This is a genomic window from Virgibacillus necropolis (genome assembly GCF_002224365.1).
Classification (GTDB): Bacteria; Bacillota; Bacilli; order Bacillales; family Amphibacillaceae; genus Virgibacillus_F; species Virgibacillus_F necropolis.
On the sequence record NZ_CP022437.1, the window covers coordinates 2,116,398 to 2,141,851 of the forward strand.

21 protein-coding genes and 2 pseudogenes are annotated in these 25,454 nt (G+C 35.6%); 19 read left to right on the forward strand and 4 right to left on the reverse strand.

Features of this window, described 5'->3' with window-relative positions:
• Positions 1-42: 42 nt before the first annotated feature.
• From CFK40_RS10040 to CFK40_RS10075, 8 genes are all read left to right on the forward strand, one after another.
• On the forward strand, positions 43-1,698 hold the full coding sequence (locus CFK40_RS10040; protein ID WP_089532179.1) for an acyl-CoA mutase large subunit family protein: 1,656 nt from the start codon (positions 43-45) through the stop codon (positions 1,696-1,698).
• A gap of 15 nt (positions 1,699-1,713) precedes the next feature.
• Positions 1,714-2,538: a methylmalonyl-CoA epimerase gene (gene mce / locus CFK40_RS10045; protein ID WP_089532180.1), complete on the forward strand. Its 825-nt coding sequence runs from the start codon at positions 1,714-1,716 to the stop codon at positions 2,536-2,538.
• Positions 2,538-4,085: an acyl-CoA carboxylase subunit beta gene (locus CFK40_RS10050; RefSeq protein ID WP_089532181.1), complete on the forward strand. Its 1,548-nt coding sequence runs from the start codon at positions 2,538-2,540 to the stop codon at positions 4,083-4,085. The genes mce and CFK40_RS10050 overlap by 1 nt, the downstream gene beginning before the upstream one ends.
• 184 nt (positions 4,086-4,269) lie before the next feature.
• Positions 4,270-5,394, forward strand: coding sequence for a M20/M25/M40 family metallo-hydrolase (locus CFK40_RS10055; protein ID WP_089532182.1), 1,125 nt, complete (start codon positions 4,270-4,272; stop codon positions 5,392-5,394).
• Positions 5,395-5,539: 145 nt separating this feature from the next.
• Positions 5,540-6,793 carry a DNA polymerase IV gene (locus tag CFK40_RS10060; RefSeq protein ID WP_089532183.1) on the forward strand — a complete coding sequence of 418 codons (1,254 nt, stop codon included), beginning with the start codon at positions 5,540-5,542 and terminating at the stop codon, positions 6,791-6,793.
• 146 nt (positions 6,794-6,939) lie between these two features.
• Complete coding sequence (locus tag CFK40_RS10065; RefSeq protein ID WP_089532184.1) at positions 6,940-7,509, forward strand: TetR/AcrR family transcriptional regulator; 570 nt, start codon at positions 6,940-6,942, stop codon at positions 7,507-7,509.
• 186 nt (positions 7,510-7,695) lie between these two features.
• Positions 7,696-9,363, forward strand: coding sequence for a peptide ABC transporter substrate-binding protein (locus CFK40_RS10070; RefSeq protein WP_227001927.1), 1,668 nt, complete (start codon positions 7,696-7,698; stop codon positions 9,361-9,363).
• Positions 9,364-9,690: 327 nt separating this feature from the next.
• Complete coding sequence (locus CFK40_RS10075) at positions 9,691-10,029, forward strand: ASCH domain-containing protein (RefSeq protein ID WP_089532185.1); 339 nt, start codon at positions 9,691-9,693, stop codon at positions 10,027-10,029.
• Positions 10,030-10,193: 164 nt separating this feature from the next.
• Here CFK40_RS10075 and CFK40_RS10080 read toward each other — a convergent pair.
• Positions 10,194-11,755, reverse strand: a protein-coding gene (locus CFK40_RS10080; RefSeq protein ID WP_089532186.1) for an IS3 family transposase whose coding sequence is annotated in 2 segments (ribosomal slippage) — positions 10,194-11,122 and positions 11,122-11,755 — 1,563 coding nt in all. Because the reading frame shifts where the segments join, the coding sequence is not laid out codon by codon here.
• Positions 11,756-12,204: 449 nt separating this feature from the next.
• A pseudogene (locus CFK40_RS10085) lies at positions 12,205-12,499 on the reverse strand (TetR-like C-terminal domain-containing protein); the annotation flags it as partial.
• Positions 12,500-12,543: 44 nt separating this feature from the next.
• Between CFK40_RS10085 and CFK40_RS10090 the strand changes: the two are divergent.
• Positions 12,544-13,047 (forward strand): annotated as a pseudogene (locus CFK40_RS10090) (magnesium transporter CorA family protein); the annotation flags it as partial.
• A 385-nt stretch (positions 13,048-13,432) separates the two neighbouring features.
• On the opposite strand, the gene CFK40_RS10095 reads toward CFK40_RS10090, so the two are convergent.
• A complete protein-coding gene (locus CFK40_RS10095) occupies positions 13,433-14,662 on the reverse strand; it encodes a Bcr/CflA family efflux MFS transporter (RefSeq protein WP_089532187.1) in 1,230 nt (409 codons plus the stop codon).
• 553 nt (positions 14,663-15,215) lie between these two features.
• Here CFK40_RS10095 and CFK40_RS10100 point away from each other — a divergent pair.
• The 8 genes from CFK40_RS10100 (at position 15,216) to CFK40_RS10130 (ending at position 19,216) form a co-directional block, all read left to right on the forward strand.
• A complete protein-coding gene (locus CFK40_RS10100; protein ID WP_089532188.1) occupies positions 15,216-15,572 on the forward strand; it encodes a DoxX family protein in 357 nt (118 codons plus the stop codon).
• 235 nt (positions 15,573-15,807) lie between these two features.
• The gene (locus CFK40_RS10105) at positions 15,808-16,467 is read left to right on the forward strand and encodes a protein kinase family protein (RefSeq protein ID WP_152640119.1); all 660 of its coding nucleotides are present in this window, start codon (positions 15,808-15,810) and stop codon (positions 16,465-16,467) included.
• Between the two features lie 193 nt (positions 16,468-16,660).
• On the forward strand, positions 16,661-16,975 hold the full coding sequence (locus CFK40_RS10110) for a MazG nucleotide pyrophosphohydrolase domain-containing protein (protein WP_089532190.1): 315 nt from the start codon (positions 16,661-16,663) through the stop codon (positions 16,973-16,975).
• Between the two features lie 30 nt (positions 16,976-17,005).
• Complete coding sequence (locus CFK40_RS10115; protein ID WP_089532191.1) at positions 17,006-17,578, forward strand: LOG family protein; 573 nt, start codon at positions 17,006-17,008, stop codon at positions 17,576-17,578.
• A 153-nt stretch (positions 17,579-17,731) separates the two neighbouring features.
• Positions 17,732-18,049 carry a GNAT family N-acetyltransferase gene (locus tag CFK40_RS21640; protein ID WP_319418044.1) on the forward strand — a complete coding sequence of 106 codons (318 nt, stop codon included), beginning with the start codon at positions 17,732-17,734 and terminating at the stop codon, positions 18,047-18,049.
• A gap of 8 nt (positions 18,050-18,057) precedes the next feature.
• A complete protein-coding gene (locus CFK40_RS21645; protein WP_319418051.1) occupies positions 18,058-18,267 on the forward strand; it encodes a hypothetical protein in 210 nt (69 codons plus the stop codon).
• 11 nt (positions 18,268-18,278) lie between these two features.
• Entirely contained in the window at positions 18,279-18,854 is a 576-nt protein-coding gene (locus CFK40_RS10125) for an FAD-dependent monooxygenase (RefSeq protein ID WP_161493851.1), read from the forward strand.
• Positions 18,848-19,216 carry a hypothetical protein gene (locus CFK40_RS10130; protein WP_089532193.1) on the forward strand — a complete coding sequence of 123 codons (369 nt, stop codon included), beginning with the start codon at positions 18,848-18,850 and terminating at the stop codon, positions 19,214-19,216. Before CFK40_RS10125 ends, CFK40_RS10130 begins: the two co-directional genes overlap by 7 nt.
• A gap of 718 nt (positions 19,217-19,934) precedes the next feature.
• On the opposite strand, the gene CFK40_RS10135 is transcribed toward CFK40_RS10130, so the two are convergent.
• Positions 19,935-20,342 carry a hypothetical protein gene (locus CFK40_RS10135; protein WP_089532194.1) on the reverse strand — a complete coding sequence of 136 codons (408 nt, stop codon included), beginning with the start codon at positions 20,340-20,342 and terminating at the stop codon, positions 19,935-19,937.
• Positions 20,343-20,959: 617 nt separating this feature from the next.
• Here CFK40_RS10135 and CFK40_RS10140 point away from each other — a divergent pair.
• Together CFK40_RS10140 and CFK40_RS21310 are read left to right on the forward strand one after the other, a co-directional pair.
• Entirely contained in the window at positions 20,960-23,533 is a 2,574-nt protein-coding gene (locus CFK40_RS10140; RefSeq protein WP_089532195.1) for a hypothetical protein, read from the forward strand.
• Between the two features lie 1,454 nt (positions 23,534-24,987).
• Positions 24,988-25,215 (forward strand): FAD-dependent oxidoreductase, encoded by a 228-nt coding sequence (locus CFK40_RS21310; protein WP_089532197.1) that lies wholly within the window; start codon positions 24,988-24,990, stop codon positions 25,213-25,215.
• The last annotated feature ends 239 nt before the right edge of the window (positions 25,216-25,454 follow it).

The window sequence follows — 25,454 nt, forward strand, 5'->3', positions numbered from 1 at the left end:
CTAAATAATTCATGATACCAAACAAAATGGAGGCCATCACGTATGAATAATAATGATTCAATCCCATCAAAAGAGGCTAATTGGAAAAAGTCTGTAGATAAAACATTAAAGCGCTTTCCTGAACGAAAGAGTACTTTTCATACAACATCAGAAATAGAAGTGGATGGATTATACTATCCTGACACAAATGATAAATACGAAAATGATCTGGGGTATCCAGGTGAATTTCCCTACACACGTGGAATTCAGCCTACTATGTATCGTAGTAGATTTTGGACAATGCGCCAATATGCTGGATTTGGCTCCGCAGTAGAAACAAATAAGCGCTTCCGTTATTTGTTAGACCAAGGACAAACTGGTCTATCTGTTGCGTTTGATTTGCCAACACAAATCGGCTATGACTCGGATGATGTAATGTCTGAAGGAGAGGTTGGCAAGGTTGGGGTAGCCATTGACTCACTTCATGACATGGAACAGCTTTTAGATCAAATTCCGCTTGATAAAGTTAGTACATCCATGACCATTAATGCACCTGCATCAGTGTTATTATGTATGTATATTGCAGTTGGAGAAAAACAGGGTGTTCCTATTGAAAAACTAACTGGTACGATACAAAATGATATTTTAAAAGAGTATATCGCACGTGGTACATATATTTTTCCACCTAAACCATCTATGCGTCTTATTACGAATATTTTCGAATATTGCCAGAAAAATGAAATGAAATTTAACACAATCAGTATTTCTGGATACCATATACGTGAAGCTGGATCGACGGCTGTACAAGAATTAGCATTTACACTAGCGAATGGTATGGCATATGTAGATGCAGCATTAAAGTCTGGGTTAGATATTGACGCGTTCGCACCACGGTTAGCATTTTTCTTTAATGCACACAATAACTTTTTTGAGGAAGTAGCGAAGTTCCGTGCGGCACGACGAATTTGGGCGAAAATAATGAAAGAACATTACCAGGCTAAAGATCCAAAAAGCTGGAAGTTACGTTTCCACACACAAACAGGAGGATCAACACTAACAGCACAACAACCAGATAATAATGTTGTTCGTGTTACCTTACAAGCACTTGCAGCAGTTATGGGTGGTACACAAAGCTTGCATACCAATTCACGTGACGAGGCACTATCACTACCAACGGAAGAATCTGCTCGAATAGCACTTCGGACGCAACAAATAATTGCAAACGAAAGTGGTGTAGCAGATACGGTGGACCCATTAGGCGGTTCGTATTACGTAGAAGAGCTAACAGACAAAATGGAAGAAGAAGTAAATAAATACTTGGAGCAAATTAAAGAAATTGGTGGAGCGGTTCAAGCGGTTGAAGAAGGATTTATGCAACGGGAGATCCACCATAAAGCTTATGAAACACAGAAACAAATTGAAAAAGAAGAAGAAATAATTGTTGGATTAAATAAGTATAAGCTGGATGAAGAAGTAAATCCCGATTTATTAAAGGTGGACGAGGCATTAGAGCAAGCTCAAATCAATTCCCTAGAAAAAATCCGTGCTGAAAGAGATCAAGAAAAAGTAGATGAATTATTAACTATTTTAAGAACACAAGCAAGAGTTCAGAATGCTAATTTGATTCCACATATACTTGATGCTGTTAAAGCGTATGCTACGGTTGGCGAGATTTGTAATGTAATGCGGGATGAATTCGGTCTATATACAGGGATGTAAGAAGGGGAGAGACGAATGAAAAAAATTCGAGTATTAATCGCAAAACCGGGTTTAGATGGTCATGATCGGGGAGCATTAGTAATTGCACAAGCATTACGGGATCATGGAATGGAAGTTATTTATACTGGTCTACGCCAAACCCCTGTACAAATTGCGCAAGCAGCAGTACAGGAGGATGTAGATGTTATAGGGCTTTCCTCCTTATCCGGTGCACACCGATCATTGTTTCCTAAGGTGATCGATGAATTGAAAAAACGGAATGCTAGTGATATACCTGTAGTTGGAGGCGGCGTCATTCCAAGTGAGGACATTCCGTTTCTACTTGAAAAGGGGATCAATCAAATATTTACTAGTGGTTCTTCCACAGATGTGCTGGCAAATTACATTAAACAGTTAATTGATCCAAATTCATCAACAATCAATAAGCCTACTAAAATAGCGCATATTGGTATAGCTGTTAATTCTATTGATCAAGCTATTCCGTTTTATTCTAATACACTAGGATTAGATCTTGAAGGTGTAGAAACAATTGAATCTGAACAAGTAAAGGTTGCTTTTTTAAAAATTGGGGAAACGCGTTTTGAACTGTTAGAAGCTCTATCGGCATCTTCTGTTATCCAAACTTTTATTGATAAAAAAGGAGAAGGGATTCACCACATTGCATTAGAAGTGGATAATATCAATGCAAGATTGCAGCAATATAAATCAGATGGTATAAAGTTGATTCATGAACAAGCTAAGACTGGTGCACATAATAGTGAAATAGCCTTCATTCATCCAAAAGCAGCAAATGGGGTATTGTTTGAACTGTGTCAGCCAGCAGAGGGAAGTGAAGAATAATGGATATATTTGATAAAATTAATGAACTTTATGATAAAAGAAGACAAGTCGAACTCGGTGGTGGAGACGCGCGAATAGAGAAACAACATGCAAAAGGGAAAAAAACTGCTCGGGAACGCATTGATTATCTTTTAGATGATGGAACATTTGTTGAACTGAACCCGTTTATGGAACATCGAGAAACAGATTTTGGGATGGATACCTCTAGCGCAAAAGGTGAAGGTGTCGTTACAGGATACGGAAAAATAAGTGGAAAACCTGTTTATTTGTTCGCACAAGATTTTACCGTGTATGGTGGCGCTCTTGGTGAAATGCATGGTAAAAAAATTGCCGCAGTGATGGATTTAGCCGCCAAAAATGGTGTGCCATTTATTGGCTTAAATGATTCAGGAGGCGCTAGAATTCAAGAAGGCGTATCGTCACTGGATGGATATGGTCAAGTTTTTTACCGTAATTCGATTTATTCAGGTGTCATACCACAGATTTCTGTAATTCTTGGTCCAAGTGCAGGAGGTGCTGTCTATTCACCAGCAATTACTGACTTTGTCATCATGGTGGAAAAAACGTCTCAAATGTTTATAACTGGTCCGAAAGTAATAGAAACGGTGACAGGCGAGCAAATTTCTGCTGAAGGATTGGGCGGAGCTGATGTACATAACTCGAAAAGTGGGAATGCACATATTAAAGCATCTAGTGAAGAGGAAGCATTAGACGCAGTCCGCAATTTGCTTGCATACTTGCCTGCAAATAATCAAGAAAAACCAGCGATTAATCAGATTGACGATCAAGACAACGCGTGCCAGGATTTAACAGATATTGTTCCATTTGACTCAACCCGCCCTTATGATGTTAAACGAGTAATCGAACAAGTTGTCGACAAGGATACCTTTTTTGAAATCCATAAAGATTTTGCAAAAAATATAGTAGTTGGATTCGCTCAGATAAATGGCCAAACAGTTGGACTCGTTTGCAATCAACCAAAGTATTTAGCTGGTGGTCTTGATATTGATTCCAGTGATAAAGCAGCTAGGTTTATCCGCTTTTGCGATTCATTTAATATCTCGTTGATTACATTTGAAGATGTTACTGGGTTTTTTCCTGGCGTCAAACAAGAACATGGTGGTATTATTCGTCATGGCGCGAAAATTTTATATGCCTATTCAGAAGCAACAGTACCTAAGATTACAGTTATAACACGTAAAGCTTTTGGTGGAGCATATGTGGCTTTAAATAGTAAATCGATAGGTGCCGATTTGGTTTATGCATGGCCAAATGCGGAAATAGCAGTAATGGGTCCTGAAGGTGCAGCGAACATTATTTTTGCAAAAGAAATTGCAGAAAGTGAAAACCCTGAGGCGACAAGGCAAGATAAAATTGACACATACCGTGAGAAATTTGCTAATCCATATGTAGCTGCCGGGCTTGGTATGATTGATGACGTCATTGACCCACGAGAAACACGTGTCAAATTAATTCAAGCACTTGAAATGTTATACAACAAACAAGAAGATCGCCCAAAAAAGAAACACGGAAACATACCATTGTAAAAAGAAAAGCGAAGGCGACTGCTTAGCGACGTACAAATAGATAGGACTGTGAAAGTACGGTGAACTTTTCGTACATTCATCAGGGCTACCTATTTGCTAGTCGCTAGGAGCTGCAGCTAGATCAAGAAAAGCGAAGGCGACTGTTCAGAAGCGGACAAAATAAACGGCTTTACAGGAGGTACCAATGATTACAGTAAATAAAGAACGACTAGTTGATGAATTTCTAGAATTAGTACAAATCGATTCCGAAACAAAGTATGAAGCTGAGATTGCAGAAGTATTAAAAAAGAAATTTACAGACCTTGGTTTAGAGGTTACAGAAGATAATAGTAAAGAAGTGACTGGACATGGTGCTGGAAACTTAATTTGTAATTTAAAGGGTACCAAAGAAAATATAGATCCAATTTACTTTACCTCTCATATGGATACGGTTGTTCCAGGTAATGGGATAAAGCCATCTATTAAAGACGGTTATATTGTGTCAGATGGCTCTACTATTCTAGGTGCTGATGATAAAGCTGGCCTAGCAGCAATATTTGAAATGATTCGTACGTTAAAAGAAAACAATATCGATCATGGTGAAATCCAATTTATTATTACAGCTGGTGAAGAGTCTGGACTAGTAGGGGCTAAGGCACTTGATGCTTCTCTATTGAAGGCAAAATATGGCTATGCGATTGATAGTAACGGAGAAGTTGGTGATATTATTGTCGCGGCACCAACGCAAGCAAAACTTTTTACTACTATGAAAGGAAAAACTGCACATGCTGGTGTGGCTCCAGAGCAAGGAGTATCCGCTATTACGTTAGCAGCAAAAGCTATCTCTAAAATGCCACTTGGTCGTATTGATGATGAAACAACGGCAAATATTGGTCGATTCGAAGGTGGAAAACAAACGAATATTGTCTGTGATTATGTAGAGATCTTAGCCGAAGCAAGGTCACTAGTTCCAGCAAAAATGGAAGCGCAAGTTGAAAAAATGAAACAAGCCTTTGAATCTACTGCGAATGAGTATGGTGGTACTGCTGAGGTCGATGTGCAAATTATGTACCCTGGCTTTAAACAAAAAGCTGGTGATCAGGTGGTAGAAGTTGCTCGTAACGCTGCTAAGACTATTGGCCACGAAAGTAAATTATTAACAAGTGGTGGAGGAAGCGATGCGAACGTGATTGCAGGACATGGCATTCCAACCGTTAACTTAGCTGTAGGATATGAAGATATTCACACCACAAACGAACGAATTGCTGTTGAAGACTTAGTTAGAATTTCCGAATACATTACCGCAATTGTTCAAGAAACCGCAAAATAAAAAAGATAAAACCCTTATAATTTTTTGTTATAAGGGTTTTTATCTTTTTGTTTCATTCGATTCGGCGGTGAAAGCTCTGCAGATAAGTTTTATTTTATGATATACTAAACAGACAAACAACTGTTCGTGAAAAGGGTGTTGAATGATGTCACAGTGGTATCCGAAAAATGGCCGTGTAATATTTCATATTGATATGAATTGTTTCTATGCCTCTGTAGAAATGGCCTATAATCCGAAGCTGAAGGGAAAGCCATTAGCAATAGCGGGAAATCCTGAAGAACGTAAAGGGATTATTGTGACAAGTAGTTATGAAGCACGAGCTAAAGGGGTAAAAACAACCATGCCTTTATGGGAGGCACGAAAACTTTGTCCAAACCTTATTGTGATGCGCCCTAATTTTGATAGGTACCGTATGGCTTCAAAAGAAATGTTTAAAATGCTTGCTGAAATAACCCCGCATGTACAACCAGTATCTATTGATGAGGGGTACATGGATATTTCAGAATGTCAGGAACTTGGAAGTCCAATCAAAATTGCTGAGAATCTTCAACAAGAAATTAATAATAAATTGGATTTACCTTGTAGTATAGGTATTGCCCCGAATAAATTTCTCGCTAAAATGGCATCGGACATGAAAAAGCCAATGGGAATTACGGTCTTACGAAAACGCGACTTACCGCATAAACTGTGGCCACTACCTGCAAGGGAAATGCATGGGATTGGTGAAAAAACAGCGGCAAAGTTGAATAGTGTTAGCATTAAAACAATCGGTGATTTAGCAAATAAAGATGTTTATCAATTAAAGCAAGTACTTGGAATAAATGGAGAGCGATTAAAGAACCTGGCCAATGGTATAGATTCAAGACCAGTTGACCCAGACGCCGTGTATGAGTTTAAGAGTATCGGTAGTTCACAAACGTTGCCGAATGATACGACTAGTGAGCTTGATATTCGAAAATTGATGCAATCCCTTGCGGATAATGTTGAACGCCGATTGAAACGTAAGAACGCTGCTGGACTGAGCGTACAATTGATGATTCGATATCACGATTTAAAGACCATCACTCGGAGTAAAAAACTGAAGGTATATATTGAAAAAAAAGAAGATATCTTATACGTAGCTAATGACTTATTGCAAAAACATTGGAATTTAGAGCCAATTAGGTTACTGGGAATTACTGTTCAAGATGCCGAGGAAAAACAACATATCGCACACCAATTGGATATATTTACGTATGAAAAAGAGGCAAAGAAAGAAAAGTTATACACTGTGATTGATGAATTGTCTACAAAGTATGGTGAAAATACGTTTAAAAAACTAAATAAAAACAAAGACAACGATCAAGAACAGCCACGAACTAGTTTTCAAAAGGACTTTTTAGATGATTATAAAAAGTAGAGAGATAGAAGTTGCATTTATCGCTCTACTTGTCTATAATTAACTATAATATTCTGAACATACTATCCAGTTGGTTTTAAGTTCATGCTTACTAATTAGGAGTTTGATAGAATACAAGAAAATAACCAATCTAGAGAGGTTTTTATATGAAAAACGAACTAACGAAACAAAGTATTTTACTATTTGAAAAAAAAGGTTTCAATCAAACGTCTATCCAAGATATTGTGAATGCATTGGATGTGACAAAGGGTACATTCTATTATTATTTTGCTAGTAAAGAACAACTATTGATGGATATACATCATGATTACATAACGAATTTATTGAAGCGGCAATACGGTATTTTGGATGACGAACATCTTACACAAAAAGAAAAGCTTATGAAAATCATTCACTTGTTAATAACGGATATTGCTGATCAAGGACCTAGTGCGCGTGTTTTCTTTCGAGAGATACGATATTTGTCTGACGAAAATATAGAAACTATTAAACAAAAAAGAAATCAATTTCGGCTAAACATTCAAAAGGTTATAGAAGAAGGGAGTAAGCTAGGAGAATTTCATAATGAATTACGAGCTGATATGCTATCGTTTGGAATATTAGGTGTTACAAATTGGAGTTATAATTGGTATAAAACTAATGGTGAGGTATCTCCAGACGAATTAACAAAGATCTATGCCGATATGATTTTAACTGGCATTGCGAAAAGAAGGTAGGAGGTAGAAAAAAGCGAAGTTGATATGACTCTTTTTGTGATAACACCTTCATTAAGAGGTTCGTCTTAAAATTGGCGGGGCTGACCAAGGCGCTTGCACTTTTGTTGTTGATAAATTCTCCAGTTGTATTCTTCTACTAATCCCGTTTATAATGAAAAAGTTGATCTAAAAAAATGGGAGGGGTAACTGTTGAAATACATAAAGAAATACATGGTGGTTCTACTAATTCTGTCACTATTTCTAGCAGCGTGTAGTAGTAATGAAACTAGTGAATCATCTGACTCTGGGGATTCTCAAAGTAACAAAAAAGAAGTCTACTTAAGTGCTCCAGGAGTAATTCCTAGTCTTAGTCCTACAATAGCTGATAATGATTTCAGTTTTGAAATCATTAATCAGGTGTTTGAAGGTTTATACCGTCTTAATAAAGAAGGGGAACCAGAATTAGCCCTAGCAGCAGAAGAACCGAAAGTTAGCGAAAACAATAAAGTATATACCTTTGAAATACGAAAAGATGCAAAATGGTCGAATGGGACACCTGTTACTGCACATGATTTTGAATATGCTTGGAAAAAAGCGGTAGACCCAGAAACTGGTGCAGCTTACGGACCACAGTTTGAAGAAATCGTTGCTAACGCTTCGGAGATTTTAAAAGGTGAGAAGCCTGCCGATTCATTAGGCGTGGAAGCATTAAATGACCGTAAATTAAAAGTAACGTTGGAAAATCCGGTTCCATTTTTCAAAGAACTATTAACGACAGCTATTTTCTTTCCTCAACCACAAGCGTTTATTGAAAAACAGAATGGTAAGTATGCATCAGATAGTAAACATACCCTCTTTAATGGACCGTTTGTGTTAGCGAATTGGGAAGGAACAGATCAATCATGGACTTACAAGAAGAATGAAAAATATTGGGATAAAGAAGCAGTAAATGTAGACGCAATTCATGTGAACGTTGTTAAAGATACTGGAACTGCTTTAAGCCTTTATGAGGAAGGTAAGTTAGACCGTGTTAGCCTGACTGGTGAATATGTGGACAAATATAGAAGTAATCCAGAGTACCACACTTTTTTAACGGGGGCAACTTCCTATATAAAAATGAATCAAGGGAAAGACGGGGAAAAGACCAATTTAGCAAACTTAAATATTCGTAAAGCAATGAACTTTGCTATTGATAAAGATAAAATTGTTAATTCGATCCTTAATAATGGATCGGTCATAGCCAATGGAAATGTACCAAAAGGATTAGCAGAAAACCCAAAAACGGGTGAGGATTTCCGTGCTGAAAATGGTGACCTAACAAGCTATGATCCAGAGAAGGCAAATGAACATTGGGAGAAAGGATTAAATGAACTTGGTAAGGAAAAACTTGAAATTAAATTAATTAGCTCTGATTCTGGTACATCTAAGCAATTAGCGGAAAACATAAAGTATCAATTGGAAAATAATCTTCCCGGTCTAACGCTTACGATTCGGAACTTAACCCCGAAGGCAAGCATAGCAGCGAATGTCGGGCAAGAATATGAGATGATAATGACTGGATGGAATGGGGATTACCATGACCCGCTTACGTATTTAAACTTATTTATAACAGATAGCCCAGGAAATCATACAGGTTATTCAAATGAGGAATATGATCGATTGGTTCTAGGTGCAAAAGGAAGTATGGCAAACGAACCGCTAAAACGCTGGAACGCTATGCTAAAGGCAGAAAGAATGTTAATTGAGGACAGCGCTGTGCTAATACCACTTTATCAAAACGGTTCAGCATTCTTACAAAAAGATTACTTGAAGAACTTTGTGACATACAAGGTTGGTGCAGACAACTATAAATGGATTGATGTTCAGAATAAATAATAAAAGGGCTCACACTAAATGATAAAATAGTGTGAGCCCCTTTTATTTAGGCTCTTTTCGTAAGGATTGTTACTATTGTGGTTTTGAAATAAAGTCGTTCTGTTTGTAAAAAAGTTGCACCGTTCTACCCCTTTAGATATTTTTGTCTAAAGGGGGGCTTCGTTGTAAAAGGATTTACTTAATGAAGTAAGTCAGTGTAAACTGAATTTATAGAAATAATTGAAATAATATATGGAAGTTGTGAACAAATATACGTAAACTAACTAGCAGGTTAGCACAATAAGAAGATATAATTTAATGTGAGAACATACAATAGGTGGGATTGAAATGGTACATCAAATGGGTTTATATGGCGAATATTTTAAAGCTATTAAAGATGGGAAAAAGACAGTAGAGGTTCGCTTGAACGATGAAAAAAGAAGGGAAATCAAAGTTGGTGATACCATAGAATTTATTAAGGTTCCTGAACAAGATGACTCTTTGTTAGTTAAAGTAACTGAATTGAGGAGATATGATACTTTTAAAGATATGTATCAGGATATTCCGTTTAAAGAGTTAGATGGAGAAGGTTGGACAATGGAAGAAATGATAAAAGGGACATATGAAATTTACACCCCAGAACAAGAAAATGAATGGGGAACATTAGCTATAACGATTAAATATTAAAGTCGAAGTTATTTCATTAAAATGGTGCGTTAGTTGAATATTCGCTTTCCGAAATAATCAATCTTTTTTATAAAAAACAAACTTAAATCTGCTGAATAAGAACCCATTTTGATCAATTCTGAACAGATCCCAGTCAAGTAGACAGTGGAAATAATAAAAATACTTTAAGCGGCTTGAACCCTGTATTCCAATGGGCTTAAGCCGTTTAATCTTTCTTGGTAACGGTCGTTATTGTAAAACTGGATATAATCATCTATTGCTTGTTGTAACGCTTCAAATGTTTCATACTTATGTAGGTAATATTTTTCACACTTCAATGTTCCCCAAAACGATTCCATTGGTCCATTATCTATACATTTTCCTACACGTGACATGCTATGAATCATTTTTACTTTTTCTATTCTTCTCTTAAACCCATGGGACGTATATTGATAACCTCGATCACTATGAATCAATGGATGTTCATTCTCTTTTAATAGAGTGATAGCTTGATCCAATGTTTGAAATACTAATTTATTATTGTTTGAATGTCCCAATTCATAACTAATAATGGAGCCATCGTAAAGATCTAAAATGGCGCTTAAATACGTTTTCCTTCCGTTTCCTAATTTGAACTCCGTGACATCTGTTACCCATTTTTCATTTGGCTTGCTTGCAGTAAATTCACGATTGAGTCGATTTTCAGCGACATATTGCGCAGATGAGGGAACATAGCGCTTTCTTTTCCGACGAATCACGGACTTTAATCCAGCGATGTTCATTAAGCGATAAATGCGTTTGTGATTAAACTTTTTATGATATATCCTATCGATATTTAATTTCATTCTTCGGTATCCATAAATGCCTCCTACTCGTGCATAAATAGCCTGGATATCCTGAAGAATTGCTTCATTCTCTAATTCTCTATTTGTTGGCGTACGCTGTAGCCATTTATAATAAGCAGCACGAGATACACTGGCAAATTCACATAATAGGATTACTGGCAGATTTTCATTCGCATGTAAATCTTTAATCGCTTTATATTTATTTTGTAGACGAACGCTAGTTAACGACCCCTCCTTTCGAGTTCCTCTAACTTTTTTAAAAAAATATTTTCTGCACGCAATCGTTCATTTTCTCTCTCTAAACGTTTCATTTCCAGCTTAAACTTTTCTTCAGCTGTTAATTCATATTCCTTTTTCTTTCGACCCCGTTTATCTTGCAGTGCTTCTTCACCATTTGCTTCAAACTTCTTGACCCATTGATATACCTGTTGGTAAGAAACTTCATAGCTTTCAGCTGCGAGTTGATAGTTTTTCTGGTGTTGTAGACAGTAATTCACAATTTGAATTCGTTCTTCTAATGTTGTTTTTCTCCTATTTGTCATAGAGTTTGTCATTCCTTTACCGGTATCATTTAATTCTCTATGACTATTATACTTTTTAATCCATTTTCTCAAAACTGCAGTACTTGATATATTGTATTTTTGGATAACCTCGCTTAACGAATTGTGTCCTAATAGATAATCATTTACGGCTGCTAACTTTAACTCTTTTGAATAACTCTTCCAAGAAATGGCTTCTTCTAGGCCGTCTTCACCATTCACTTCATACCTTCTCTTCCAATCTCTAATCGTCCCAGGATTAACAAAAAATTTAGCACTAATGTCAGCTATTGAATGATGACCATCTTTATAAAGAGCTAAAATAGCCATTTTTTTAGCTTTAGGATATTTCATTCGAGCCATAAAAAATACTCCCCTTAGATAAACAAATTTTTATTTTTTATCTGTCTACCTAATGGGGAGCATATCATTCTTTTTCAAATTGGATTCTTATTCTTTATTGTAAAATGTGGGTTTGGGAGGTGCTTATCTTTATTTTAAAGCTACAGTTTTGTTGATTTGAAATAAAGTTACACCGTTTTGGAAAAAGATGAACCGTTTATAAAAAAGTTACACTGTTTTACCCTCTTTGGATGTAGTTTTGTCTAAATAGGGGTTTCTTATGGTGAAAATAATTTAGGGTTATACCGCAATAGGGCCATTTAATTGAATAACTTATTTTAAAGAAAACTGGATATTTATGTTAAAATGCAGATGAGATTGTGAACTAATGTACTTAAATTGGAAGGATCAAGAAGAATATAAAAAAGGACAGTACATCAAAAACTGGGGTACTGTCCTTTTGCCTATCATTACTTTCTCAACCCAGCCGCAAAGTAACGACCATTAGCCGTAATGGTCGTTTGGATACGAGCCATTTCTTGAGGAGATTCTTTCCTGCCACTTTCCAACCATTGTTGAATGACCCCCTATTATTGCAGTTCCCATATAAGAAGCTAAATATTGTCCTGGAACAAGGGAACTTTCTTCCTTTATAAATGCGTTTGGATTATTTCCATAGAGTGTTTCCCACATAAATTCCTTCAATCTTGTATGAAACGATAAATCCCCTTTTGGACCTAACACAGCTTTCATAAATCCACTATGCATTAGAGATATTATTTTTAATTCCAACTCAGTATATAGAAAAATTAAAACAGCTCAACAGACAACGTCTTAAAATTGAAAATAATTTGCGTGATTCATTAACGAACAAGCAACTCTATGACCTAATGGAGATTGAAAAAAGTTTGGTTTATTTTCTCACATCATTAAAGGGTAATGGGGATATCATAACCAAATTATTTCGTACTAATTCCGTAAAGTTTTAAGAAGGTGACAAAGATCTTCTAGAAGATGTAAAAATTGAAAATAATCAAGGAATTGATACCACAGAATTATATACAAGAATTTTGAACAGTATAACGGGGTCATATTCTTCGCTAATATTAAATGAATTGAATAATACAATGAAAACTCTTACGTTATTTACAGTCTTTTTAACACTTCCTACACTTGTATTTAGTTTTTTTGGTATGAATGTAACCTTACCTATTGATGATCAGGATCCCTTCTCTTGGATGATTACACTGATAATAGCATTAATTTTTATTGCCTTGATCGGATTGGCACTATGGAGAAGGAGGATATTCTAATTTGTTACGTATAAATTAAAAAAGGCAGTCGATTTAAAAATAAATCGGGCTGCTTTTTTATTTGGTATGGTTTCAACAATAAAGCTTGTGAATAAATATACTTAAAGTAAAGGGGGCTTTAGTTGAACTAGAAATAAGTGTTTTTTTAGGTTCGAGGATAAATCTAATTTATTCAATTAAAGGGCGCGCTAATCGAATAGTACGTCCTACTGAAACGGGCCAGTTTGTTTAATGAAAAGTTCTTGTCAAAAAAGTCAAGGCTGATCCCCTAGAAAAACCATGAGATCAACCTCTACACTAAACAATTGTTGCTTAAACAGTTGCCAGCTATATGCCCCTTGATTCCAAAGTTATGGAAGCAAAGTCTTTTTTGCCGCAATACAATTCACACTTCTGCCTGATCCTTTTTAACCAGCAGGAAGAAAGCTGAAAAACCAATGAGTGAGGTAGTAAATAATATGGCACCCATCGGGACAGCGGATGATTCATTAATACCGGCAAGCGGTGAGAATATCGAACCGAGCAGCAGCGGGAGCATGCCTAAGACAGCACTTGCACTTCCGGCACGGTGTCCCTGTTTGGCCATTCCAAGTGTAAATGTGCTTGTGATAACCATTCCTATTGTGATCATGTATATAAAAATCAATATGACAATTGATGTTAGCGGTCCTTCAATCACTGTCATGACAAGCAAAATGGATGTTGCAGTTAGCGCAATCGTGACGGCTGCTTGGAGCAGTTTTTTTTCTGGAATAATTCCGCCAAAGCGTCCTATAATAAAACTTCCCGTAATAATTGCCAGTCCATTTATACCAAATAGCACACTAAATATTTGCGGGGATACGCCATAAATATTCTGATAAACAAACGGTGTTCCTGATACATAGGCAAAACTTCCCCCATGTACGAATCCAACGATCAATGTATATCCAATAAACGAACGGTCCTTTAGCAAATTTGTCATTGTTACAACGGTTGCACCAAACGAACTTGGTATCCGTTTCTCTGGCGACAGTGTCTCCTTTAATTTCATGGCAGCAATAGCCACAATCAAGATACCAATAAAGCCTAAAAATAAAAAGATACTTTGCCAGTTTCCGGACTCAAAAGACAGAATTGCACCACCAACCATAGGTGCAATCATTGGTGCAACAGCATTAATAACCATTAACAGCGCGAAAAATTTCGTTAGTGCTTTGCCGCTAAACACATCTCGAACAACAGCCCGCGAGAGCACGACGCCTGCTGAGGCCGTGAATCCCTGTAGAAATCGGGCTGCGATTAATATTGCAATATTAGGCGCAAATGCACATAGAATGGAAGCTAATGCAAACAGGCTAGTAGCAATTAATAATGGTTTTTTTCTGCCATGTGCATCACTGATCGGTCCAACTACCAATTGACCGATTGCAAGTCCAAGTAGACATGTTGTTAAACTGGCCTGCACTAGTATGGCACTGGTATCAAAATACTGCGCAATACCGGGGAAACTGGGCAAATACATGTCGATATTAAGCGGTCCTAGAAACGCAAGCAGACCGAGAAGCAGCGCTAATCCCAAACGCTTTTTGCCTGTCGGGTTATGCAATACAGGTTCATGTTGTTCATGATAAATAAGTCATTTCCCCTAATCTTTATATTTTAAGTACCTATGTCAAAGAAGGCTGTTATCTTTTTTTGTACTCATTCGACTACAAAGCCTAATTATAATTTAAAATGTATAATTATGAAAAACAAATGATTTATTATTATTAACACAAAAACATATTCAAATAAAAAAGAAGTAATGTTGTTCAATCATCGGGCGTGATTAACTAATAAGAATTGCGCCAACATCGCATATAAGGGTCAGATTGTTTAAGTTTATGGCTTGCAGAGATGAGTAATTTGGAGATACTTATTTGGGTGATAACAATCGTGGTATAGTCAGTTTAATTATGGGTGTCTATTCCACATTTTATTTGCTGGATGTGTAAGTCCGAAACAAGAGAATGCTATTTGATAAGTCTTTGTAGCCGACGTTGATTTTAGGAGTTGACTTTGCAAACAATACCTTTGGATGTTGCAGATGATTTTGATATGATATACGATGTTAATGTTTTTTATCACTATCATTAAACGTGGAAAAACGTTTGAAAAATACACAATAGACTCAGGAGTGAATAGACATGCTACAACATTTCTCCAATGGTTATGTCGCAAAAACCCTTTTTCAAAGCAGCTTGCCAAAGGTGCAAGGTGATGACCAGACTGCAACGCAATTTAAAGAAGGCTTTAAATTATCCAGAAGGGCAATGAAGTTTGCAGGTCTTCTTGAATTGGTCGGTTCCATATTTTTATTTATATCAATAATATCCAAATCAGGAAAAAAATTTGCGAGAATTGGTGCGCTGATGATCAATATTGTTCTTGGCGGCGCCATTTTTAAACACCTTGAAGCTGGACATGGCGTGGATGGCTCAAAAAAAGCATTAAAATTGTTCGGTTTAAATACGCTTAATTTTATAGAAACCATGCGTAAGTAAACTTTTCATAAGGAAGCAGAAGTCACCTACTTAAACGAAATAAGTGGGTGATTTTTATTGATGTCTATTCATTATATTTTCATCAATCGGGCGCATTTCCGGAATAAGGTTCTGCGCTGATTTTGCATATAAGGGCCATATTGTTGAGCAATGGAAGAAGTTCACAAACTATTTGTCTGGTGCTAAACTAAAGGAAAGTTTAGTTTTAATATTCAATATGGGAAGGATTGAAATCATGACCAAAGCAAGTTGGGGAGAAAATTGGATTAAGATATGTACTTTATTGGAAATTGGGATACCACTAAGACCTCCCCAGTCTGTAACAGGAGGACTACTTCACCACATGTGGCGTATAGACACAAAAAGTGGAATATTTGCGGTTAAGGTTTTGAATCCTGAAATCATGTCACGTCCCGATGCAAAAAGAAATTATCGACTTTCAGAAAGAATTGCACAGGTGGCTTACAGTAATGGTATTCATGCCGTACCTGTTAAAATGATTGGTAATGAGCCTTGGGTTGAAGTGGATGGAAAATACATAATGGTATTTGATTGGGTTTATGGATACACTTTACTTCCCGAACAATGCACTTTTGAACATTGGAGTAGGAATTCAGATGGAACGTCTAACAAGAAACGCTTTCAAGCAGTGATTGAAGCCTATTTAAACAATGGTGGAACGCTAAGCGGAAGGGTGTTGGATGCTTTGTATGGTAGTTTTGGTGGCATGTTGGGATGGCTTGAATACAATATGCGTCGTTCCTTAGATAAAGATGTATTCACTATGGAAGAGAGGGAACTGGGACATAAAGAGGTACTACATACTATTCGTGACCTCAAAAAATTAAATGAAGCCGTGTCTGATTATTTCCAGTGGATTGAAGATGTATCTTAAAAACGGCCAACTATTGATTAAGTAGTGTTCAATTAACGGGCGCATTTCCTGAATAAGGATTTGCGTCCTAACTTTTGAAAAGAGCCATTTAGTTGAAGATGATTAAAAAGAACTCCCTGCTATTTAACTATATATTGTGTTATAATTCTATAGATTTAACTATATACAGATGGATGAAGGGGTGAGTTCTTAGATGGAAGCAAAAGAATTTCAAAAATGGATTGCAGAATACTACAAATCGAGAGGTTGGGCTGATTTAGATATTTTTGTACGTATCGCCTTTTTATTAGAAGAGACAGGAGAAGTGGCGAGAGCAATTAGAGCCCTTGAAATAGGACGAGATCGTCCAGATGAGGATGCCAGTTCATTCAATGAGGGTAAGAAACATTTAACAGAAGAACTTGGAGATGTATTAGGTAATGTAGTTATAATTGCGAACAAATATAATATCGATTTAGAAGAAGTCTTTTTAGAACATAAAAATAAACTATCCAATAGATATCGTTAAGTAGTTGAATAAGGAGTAGAGGTGATTGCAATGGAAACCAAAAATCTTGCTGTATTCTGTGGTTCGAGTACAGGTACAGACAGTATTTATATTGAAAATGCAGAAAAGCTTGGAGAAGAATTAGCGAATAGAAATAGGATTTTGATTTATGGAGGAGCTCAAGTTGGATGTATGGGTGCTTTGGCTGATACATCTCTACGCAATGGGGGTAGTGTAGTGGGTGTGATTCCTAAAAAATTAAAGGATGTGGAAATCGCTCATGAGCAATTAACGGAACTTCATGTAGTTGAAACAATGCACGAACGCAAATCGAAAATGGCAGAGTTAGCCGATGGATTTGTCGCTCTGCCAGGAGGTGCAGGAACATTAGAAGAGTGGTTTGAAGTGTTTACTTGGTCACAGTTGGGTTATCACGCAAAGCCATGTGGATTATTAAACGTAAATGGCTTTTTCAACCCGTTAATCGCGATGTTAGACCATACGATTGAACAGGGTTTTATGAATAAAAATTACCGAGAAATGATACTTGTTGCTTCTGATCCTAAAGAGTTATTGGAGAAAATGGATTCTTATAGTCCAAGTTACACAGCAAAATGGACTTAATCGATAAGACTTACACTTCAACTAAAGGGAGCATTTCTGAAATAAGGATTGCGTCCGTTTGCACATTCTGGGGTCATTTAAGAAAACAAAAAAGAATTTTCATATTAATAACCGAACTTTAATATATATGTGAAAAATTGAGGAGGGTTTAATGTGAAAATAAGAAAGGCAACGATGCCTGATGCAGAAGGTATAGCTAAAGTACACGTGGATTGCTGGAGAACTACATACGCAACTATCATTCCAGATGAACACCTAAATAAGTTGTCTTATGAAAGACGAGAGGAGTTATGGAAAAACAATATTTCTAACGGTGATGTGTTTGTAGTGGAAAACGAAGCAGGTGATATTGTCGGTTTTTCATCAGGTGGTAAAGAAAGAACTGGTAAATACCCAAATTACACGGGTGAATTATATGCTATTTATATTTTAAAAGAATATCAAAAAATGGACTGGGAAAATTATTATTAAAACCAATAATAGAAGAACTACAAAGGCAAAATATTAGTTCTATGATAGTTTTAGTTCTAGAGGATAATAGTTCTCGGTTTTTTTATGAGCCTATTGGAGGTAAAAAATTAGATTCCATTGAGGTTGAGATTTCAGGGAAAAAACTAAATGAACTTGTATATGGGTGGGGTAATATAAGAACTATATTACAAAAACAGAACAGAAATCTTTGCTACTAAAGAGGAATCTGGTGTTAGAAGCAAGAGAGGAACCGACGCCAGAAGATGAATCGAGAGCCATTACCTGGATGCCTAGGGGAATGGAGTTACTGGACTGGTTAGGAATATACAGTCAGTTTCATAAAAAGGGTGTATTTCGGGGGTTACACCAATTTGAGAATCAACATGGAAAGTTGCTTGAATGGTCCTTTGATCAATTAGAGTCTCCTTATCAGTACTCCCTTCAATTACCTCAGCACGATACAGAAGTGATATTTGAAGACGCGGCGAGAAAAACTGGAATGATAGAAATTCGAAGAGGTCATAAGGTTATAGAAGCTACTCAAACAAAAGACAACGTTATAGTTAAAGTACAAAATAAAAAAGGGTTATATGAAATTTCTGCTCCTTGGGGTGTTGGCTGTGATGGGGCTAAAAGTATCATTAAGTCTAGGCTAGCAATAGAGAAGACCTGGAGAGATTATGGAATAAATTCAGCCGTTGCTGATTTTGAAATGGACTGCCATCTCTCTATAGACATTTCAAATATTGTTTTGGACCCTCAAAGGCCATATGGATTTTTTTACTTTGTACCGGGAAGATGGTAGGAATTCTGGGTGCCTGGCGTCTTGGGTGGAGACTTGCTTTTTTAATAAAGAATCTAATAAATTCTATTGCCATTCTGGATGACTATTCAAAGGAACAAAGTACCGGAGCAGACGAGGTCCAAGATAATAATGCAATGATATTTCGGAATATGGCGATCACAAATTCCCTCTTAGCTGGAGGACGCTCGTTACTACTAAAAATGATTTCAAATGTACCTGCAATCGGTATGAAAGCAATGGAGAGAGAGGCACTACTTAGTCAAAAAATTCCTGTTGATAACTCAGTTGATCGAATTAAACTAGAAGGAAGAATTGCCTTGAAATCCTATGGAAAGTGGATAGAGGGTAGGCGAGTTCCGTAAAACAAATTGGTTTAGAACATACGTTAATTTCTATTGGGAAATATCAACCTGAAGAGGAGCGTAGGCTGTTTGCTGAAATTTGTAAGGGTGTAGATCTTTCGGTTCATAAGGATTTGTTAATTCCTAATGAAAGTTCTAATTACCGAAAAAATTCTTCAGATTTCATATTTGCGGTAGTAAGGCCGGATCAACATGTAGTCTCTATCCTTAAGGTGAAATAACAACTTGGATTCGGGTTTATTCCGCAAAAGGGCGCGCTTGTTGGGAAATTTTTTTTACAACTTTTTTATTACAAGTTCTGCCCCGAAAGGTTTAATTAAACGAGAAAATTTTACATCTATTTTTAAAACAGCCGCATTTTTTGGGCGGAGAAATGCGGCTTAAGATCACTAAAATTAAACATCTTTATTTCATTGAACAGAATAAAACATCCGGGTATGATTCATACAATTGAATTAAGAAAGTCAACTGATATGACTGTCAATAGTATATATGTACGATTACAGGTGTAAGTCCGACCACTTATTATCGAAGACTAAAAGAAATTGAGGGCAAATCGAAATGGAAAAATTTTCCAGAGTGGCCCTAAATCAGTGAATCGCTTCCGTAACCTAAGAATGCGTGCGCCAACCGCTGAGGATGCCTTCCATCGAAACCAACTTCATCTATTAACTTTGTTTACAAAACACTAGGTCTCTTGGCTGCAAGGGAACTTCAATCAATCCCAAAATTGGATATAAACACTTTTGGTGTCAGAGTCATATGACTTGGCATAAAATTCTGCACGGTGATTTGAACCGTCAACAAAACGACCAATATTACGGAAAATACCATGATCCTGCACTCTCTCAAAATATGTGTAACCTACGTAATCATCATTACCCGAACCGGGATCATATTCCCATAATTCAACGCTGAATCTATAGTCCTTATTCTTATCGACTGCTATAAGCTTAAGGTCCCCTCCGGTAGAGGATGCATTGGCCGTATCATAGAAGCCATAAGTTGAATTATAGGTCATTTTGGACGATTTTACATAATCCCAACCACTGGAAGCATCCGCAGATGAAAACGGGATGACCAGAGCAAAGGCAAGTGCGATGAATGACAAACCGATTTTTTTCAAAAAAATTCCTCCATTATCATTGAAATTTTTCGTTCTCAGGGAATCACTCAACGTGTTGGCACACGCACTTCTCTAATATATTTAATTTAAATATTTTATCAATCCTTAAAAAGTAATTTTTTTGTAACACTGGATGTGGTTAAGATACGCATTGCTTTTTTCCATTCGGGTGAATCATGATAATAAAGTTATATAAAAAATAATAAGTCATATAATTAAAAAAACTATATAAAAAACGCTTAACTGATGTTCCGCAAACGGAAGATTATAAGCCTAATTTCTCACGAAGGAATTAGGCTTTTTTATCTTTCAAAATTCTTAACATTCTAACGGAATGTTGGCGGTTCCCCATGTAGGAAATGATACCTTTTCTTACAACCAACAACTAATTTTTTCTTTAAAGCTAATACACTTAATAGAAAGAAAAGTTATACAATTATATGATTTTAAAAGTCCTGATTTTCAAGGCGAACCCTATAATAAATTAAGGAATTAGATGAAGGTACAAGTGTAAATGGATATTCATAGGAAAACCGGGGTAGCCAGAAGTACGCTGTATAAAATGAAAAGAGAAATAAAGGACACTGAAAATAAAAAAAAGAAGGTAGCTGAAAAACTTGTCTAATAAAATCACATTAGAGAATAATCGTGAATTTTTAAAATCGTTAAAGAACGCAAAAGATGAGGCGGATATTGAGCAAGCATATAAAAGAATATTTCAAAAGAGATATATTGATGATATTCAAAACGCAACAATGAATAGGCCATATGGAAGTGATGGCTATTTACGTTCTGGTGAAATTGTTTTTGTTTTAAGGATGTTAATGGAATTCAAAAAAGGAACTTCATTAATAGACTTGTCAACAAGAGCAAGAATAATTGCTCAGGTGGTTTATTATTTAAAGAGATTTGAACAAGATGCGAAAGAGCTTCCAAACGTCATTTTTAGTGGCGACGAAGAAGAGATGTTCATAGTTTATGCACCAGTATTGTACCAGTATTTGAAAGAGGATTATGATTGGAGTATTGCTCCGAGTGATGCACCTTATAAAAATTTAGACTTATTAGAGAAGTTACATAATGACCCTAACCTTTCTTCATTTGTATTTGATATCAATACACCTAAATTTAATATGAATGAAGTGTTAGATTCAATTGATAGTTTAGTATCTAAAGATGGTAAGATGTACAAAATAAAAGTCTATGAGGCTAATGTTCGTATAGTATTTGACGAATATATTCGCATGATTTTTTCAAATGAAAGAAAGGTGAAAATGGGGTTAAATCCAGAAAAAGATCCTCAATTACTTGTTTCTATTTTTATTCAATCTATATTAGGTGAAAAGGAAATTTATCCTGTACCTAGTAAAAAAAATACATTACATTTGCTAGGTGGAACTGAAATCAAGCTAGACACAACAGCTTTTATTGCCTTCTTTTCAAGGTATGAACGTAAATATACAATTGAAGAAAAAGATATTTTGGTAGCCATTGCAGACCAATTAATTGAAGAAACTTCTAGAAGGTTCTCAGGCGATTTTTGGACCCCAACAGTATGGGCCAATAGAGCTAACGATATAATAGATGAAATTGTGGGAGAAAATTGGAGAAATGATTACGTTGTTTGGGACCCTGCCTGCGGTACAAAAAACTTAACAAGAGACTATCAGTTTAATAAATTATATAGTTCAACTATACATCAAGAAGAATTAGATATGAGTACAAGATATAATAAAGAATCGGTTAATTTTCGATTTGACTTTTTAAATGATGATATTGACGTTAATCCTGACTCAGACGTTTATAAATTGAAAATGCCTAAACAACTATTTAATGATTTAAGAAATGATAAACCGATTGTTTTCTTTGCTAATCCACCTTATGGAACTGCGAATAACGCAGGAGCAAAAGGAACATCGAAGAAAAGCATTGCTCAAACAAAAATGAATAAAATTATGAAGAATAATAAAATGGGTTCTTCATCTCAACAATTATATGCACAATTTTTTTACAGAGTATTAAAATTAAAGAAGGATTTTAACTTATCGCGCATTTATATTGCTTTCTTTAGTAAAACACAATTTTTAACGGGAGGAAGATATTGGGAAGGATTTGAAAAAGATATTTTTTTAAATTTTCATTTGGAAAAGGGGATATTATTTAATGCAGGAGAATTTACCGATGTTAGTGATATGTGGGCTGTAACATTTGGTGTTTATAAATCGAGAGAAGTAATAGAAAAAAACTTTAAGAAAAAATTTAATTATTCAGTAGAAGAATTAAGTGAAAATGGAATTAAAAAAATTCAGGATAAAACAATCCATATGATAAATCAAAATGAGTTTTTATCTGAATGGTTAAGGGATCCGAATAAATCAAGAAGAGATTTAAAAAAAATGCCTTATCCTCAATTTAGTTCTGCTTTTAATGTAAATGAATCTAAAAGTCATAGCGGGAGAATGTTATCAAATTCATTTGGTTACATGGTTACAGTCGCAAACAATATATATAAATCACAAAGAGACGTTTTTATTCTTAGTGGTTCAGCATTTATGGGGCATGGGTTATCCGTTACCTCTGAAAACTTTGAAAGAGTTGTCGTTACATTCGCTTCAAGAAAATCTGTAAAACACTCTTGGATCAATGATATGGATAATTTTAAAAAGCCCGATGTGTCTAGTATAGATTCTAGTGAATGGGAAGAATTTGTTGAAGACTGTATGATTTATTCATTGTTTCATATCGGTGCAAGTTATCAGACGTCTTTATCGAATGTAGAATATCAAGGAGATTTCTATGACATAGGTAATGAATGGTTTTTTATGAGTTATCAAGACATAAAAAGGCTTGCACAACAATATTATATCAACGAAACGGAGGAACAATTGCGTTTTGTTAAAAAAGAAAGAATTGTTTATAATCGAATTGCAAACACAGTACTAAGTTATGAAGCTCAAGGTGTATATGATAGAGCAGTAATGTTATTAAAAGCATCTTTTAAACATCGCTATTTAGCTAATCAAGAATACCCAGAATGGAACGTTAAAAATTGGGATGCCGGTTTTTATCAAGTATATAAAATGATAGAAAAATATAATATAAGTGATTTAGAAAGATTCAGAAGTGCCTTTTTAATACTTGAAGAAAAAATAGAAAGAAGAGTTTATAGGTTTGGTATGTTAACAAAATAGATATAATAATAAAATAATTCGTTATTAAATGGAGCGAATAATAGGGTGGAAAATCTTAAGTCTTTAAAAAAGACGGCGTAGTAAAACTGTTAGAAGCCGTCAAAAAGCTATCAGAGGATAACTCATCGGTTGTTGATATGAATAATCACTGACTAATAAAATTCTTATTAAGGAAAAAGAAGGACTATCAGAATGTAAGAAGACCTTTGATTAAGTCTCCTTTCATCATGACATTAAATTTATAAGTAAGTAGATGGTGAATTCCCTTCACTGGTCTGTCAGTTATCTATAACCAGCACACGAATTATGTTGATTAAGAAAGAGTAATAACCAATGTGTTTGCACTGGGAAACCTGGAACCGCAGTGCATATTTTTTCCTCTTAAATTACTACGGTGAATCGTATCATAAATAGAAGTTAGATTTTTTAAAAATTACTTAAAGTTGTAAATCCGCATCTTCCTGACTCTATCCGTTCATATCCTTGATGACAGTTCAATCGTATGTTTTTCAAGTTGTGCTTTTGATTGATAAGACATTTTATCACCCCTTATTTCAATGGTAAAAGGGTATTAGTATAGACAGTAACGGATACATAAATAACTGATAATCTGGAATAGACATCCTCTTTTAAACTTAATAAAATTTATTTGATTAAACCTCGGTTCCACTACCATCAAACTCTATCTGTTTACATAAAATCGCGAATGTCAGATGTGGATTTAAAATAAAGTCATACCGTTTATAAAAAAGATGCAAAAGTTTTGCTTCCTTTAGTATTCCATTAACGGGCGCAATTCTGGAACAAGGGAACAGCGCCCAATACAACAGAATCGAGCCATTTAACGGAATAACCGGAGAGGGTGTTATTAGATGTCCTTTAAAGCTAAGAGAGATACATCTTTTACAACTATTATAATAGTTGCTGTCTTAATTGTAATGGCTGCAATATCAATTCCTGTTATTGTTTCTTATGATTCACTATCTTTTTATAATGTGATTTTATTGTTTTTAATTTTGTTAATTTCGGTAGGAATAATTGTTTGGACTTCATTCTGTATCAAATATGAATTCCGTAATGATTATTTATATATTAGTGGAGGTGTGTTTCGTAGTTGAATCCCATACAACGCGATCACCCAAGTTGAGTCACTAAACCTTACAACAGCAGATTTATTAGCAGGGTATAGAATCTTATCATCTAAAGATGGGTTAATCTTGTCTTACAAAACTGGGTTGTTTTGGTGTAGTAAAAATTTCACCAAAAGAAAAAACATTATTCCTCTCAGAATTAAAAAAACGTAGTCCTCAAGCAATTTTTAAAAATAATCATCAGACTAATTAACATGAGATAGCTGTCACCAGTATTCCATTAACGGGCGCGTTTGCGGAGGATCACAATCATAGAATGATCAAACTTTTTTATGAAAAATGTTCAATATCGGAGGTCTTAAAATGTTTGATGTTTTAATCGTCGGTGCAGGCCCTGCTGGTACAAGTGCAGCGTTATTTACGGCTAAAAATAGGAAGAAAACGATGGTCATTGATAATGAAAAAAGTGTAACCAAACGAGCCTGGATTAAAAATTATTATGGGGTAAAAAAATTACCGGCCCTGATTAAATCAAAACTGGTAAAGACCAGGCCCGCAAATTTGGCGCTGAAATCATCGAAGCTAGCGTAACAAATATTACTAAATTAGAAGGCAGTTTTATTGTTGAAACCGACCAACAAAACAATTCAGGAATTAATGGAAGTGTTTAAACGGTTTTCTAAGTCCCAATAGCTAATACCAGTAACCGATAACTGGTATTATATTTTTATATGTTGACATACCCATCGGAGGTATGGTAAATTTGTTTTGTGATAACAAATCGATATTTCAGACAGTAACTCTGCCTTTACTATGTTTGACTAAGGGAT

Coding starts and splice junctions, on each gene's coding strand:
- CFK40_RS10110 (WP_089532190.1), top strand. CDS start 16,661: ATGGAAGCAAAAGAATTTCAAAAATGGATTGCAGAATACTACAAATCG.
- CFK40_RS10065 (WP_089532184.1), top strand. CDS start 6,940: ATGAAAAACGAACTAACGAAACAAAGTATTTTACTATTTGAAAAAAAA.
- mce (WP_089532180.1), top strand. CDS start 1,714: ATGAAAAAAATTCGAGTATTAATCGCAAAACCGGGTTTAGATGGTCAT.
- CFK40_RS10055 (WP_089532182.1), top strand. CDS start 4,270: ATGATTACAGTAAATAAAGAACGACTAGTTGATGAATTTCTAGAATTA.
- CFK40_RS10105 (WP_152640119.1), top strand. CDS start 15,808: ATGACCAAAGCAAGTTGGGGAGAAAATTGGATTAAGATATGTACTTTA.
- CFK40_RS10060 (WP_089532183.1), top strand. CDS start 5,540: ATGTCACAGTGGTATCCGAAAAATGGCCGTGTAATATTTCATATTGAT.
- CFK40_RS10050 (WP_089532181.1), top strand. CDS start 2,538: ATGGATATATTTGATAAAATTAATGAACTTTATGATAAAAGAAGACAA.
- CFK40_RS10040 (WP_089532179.1), top strand. CDS start 43: ATGAATAATAATGATTCAATCCCATCAAAAGAGGCTAATTGGAAAAAG.
- CFK40_RS10130 (WP_089532193.1), top strand. CDS start 18,848: ATGGTAGGAATTCTGGGTGCCTGGCGTCTTGGGTGGAGACTTGCTTTT.
- CFK40_RS21310 (WP_089532197.1), top strand. CDS start 24,988: ATGTTTGATGTTTTAATCGTCGGTGCAGGCCCTGCTGGTACAAGTGCA.
- CFK40_RS10075 (WP_089532185.1), top strand. CDS start 9,691: ATGGTACATCAAATGGGTTTATATGGCGAATATTTTAAAGCTATTAAA.
- CFK40_RS10100 (WP_089532188.1), top strand. CDS start 15,216: ATGCTACAACATTTCTCCAATGGTTATGTCGCAAAAACCCTTTTTCAA.
- CFK40_RS10115 (WP_089532191.1), top strand. CDS start 17,006: ATGGAAACCAAAAATCTTGCTGTATTCTGTGGTTCGAGTACAGGTACA.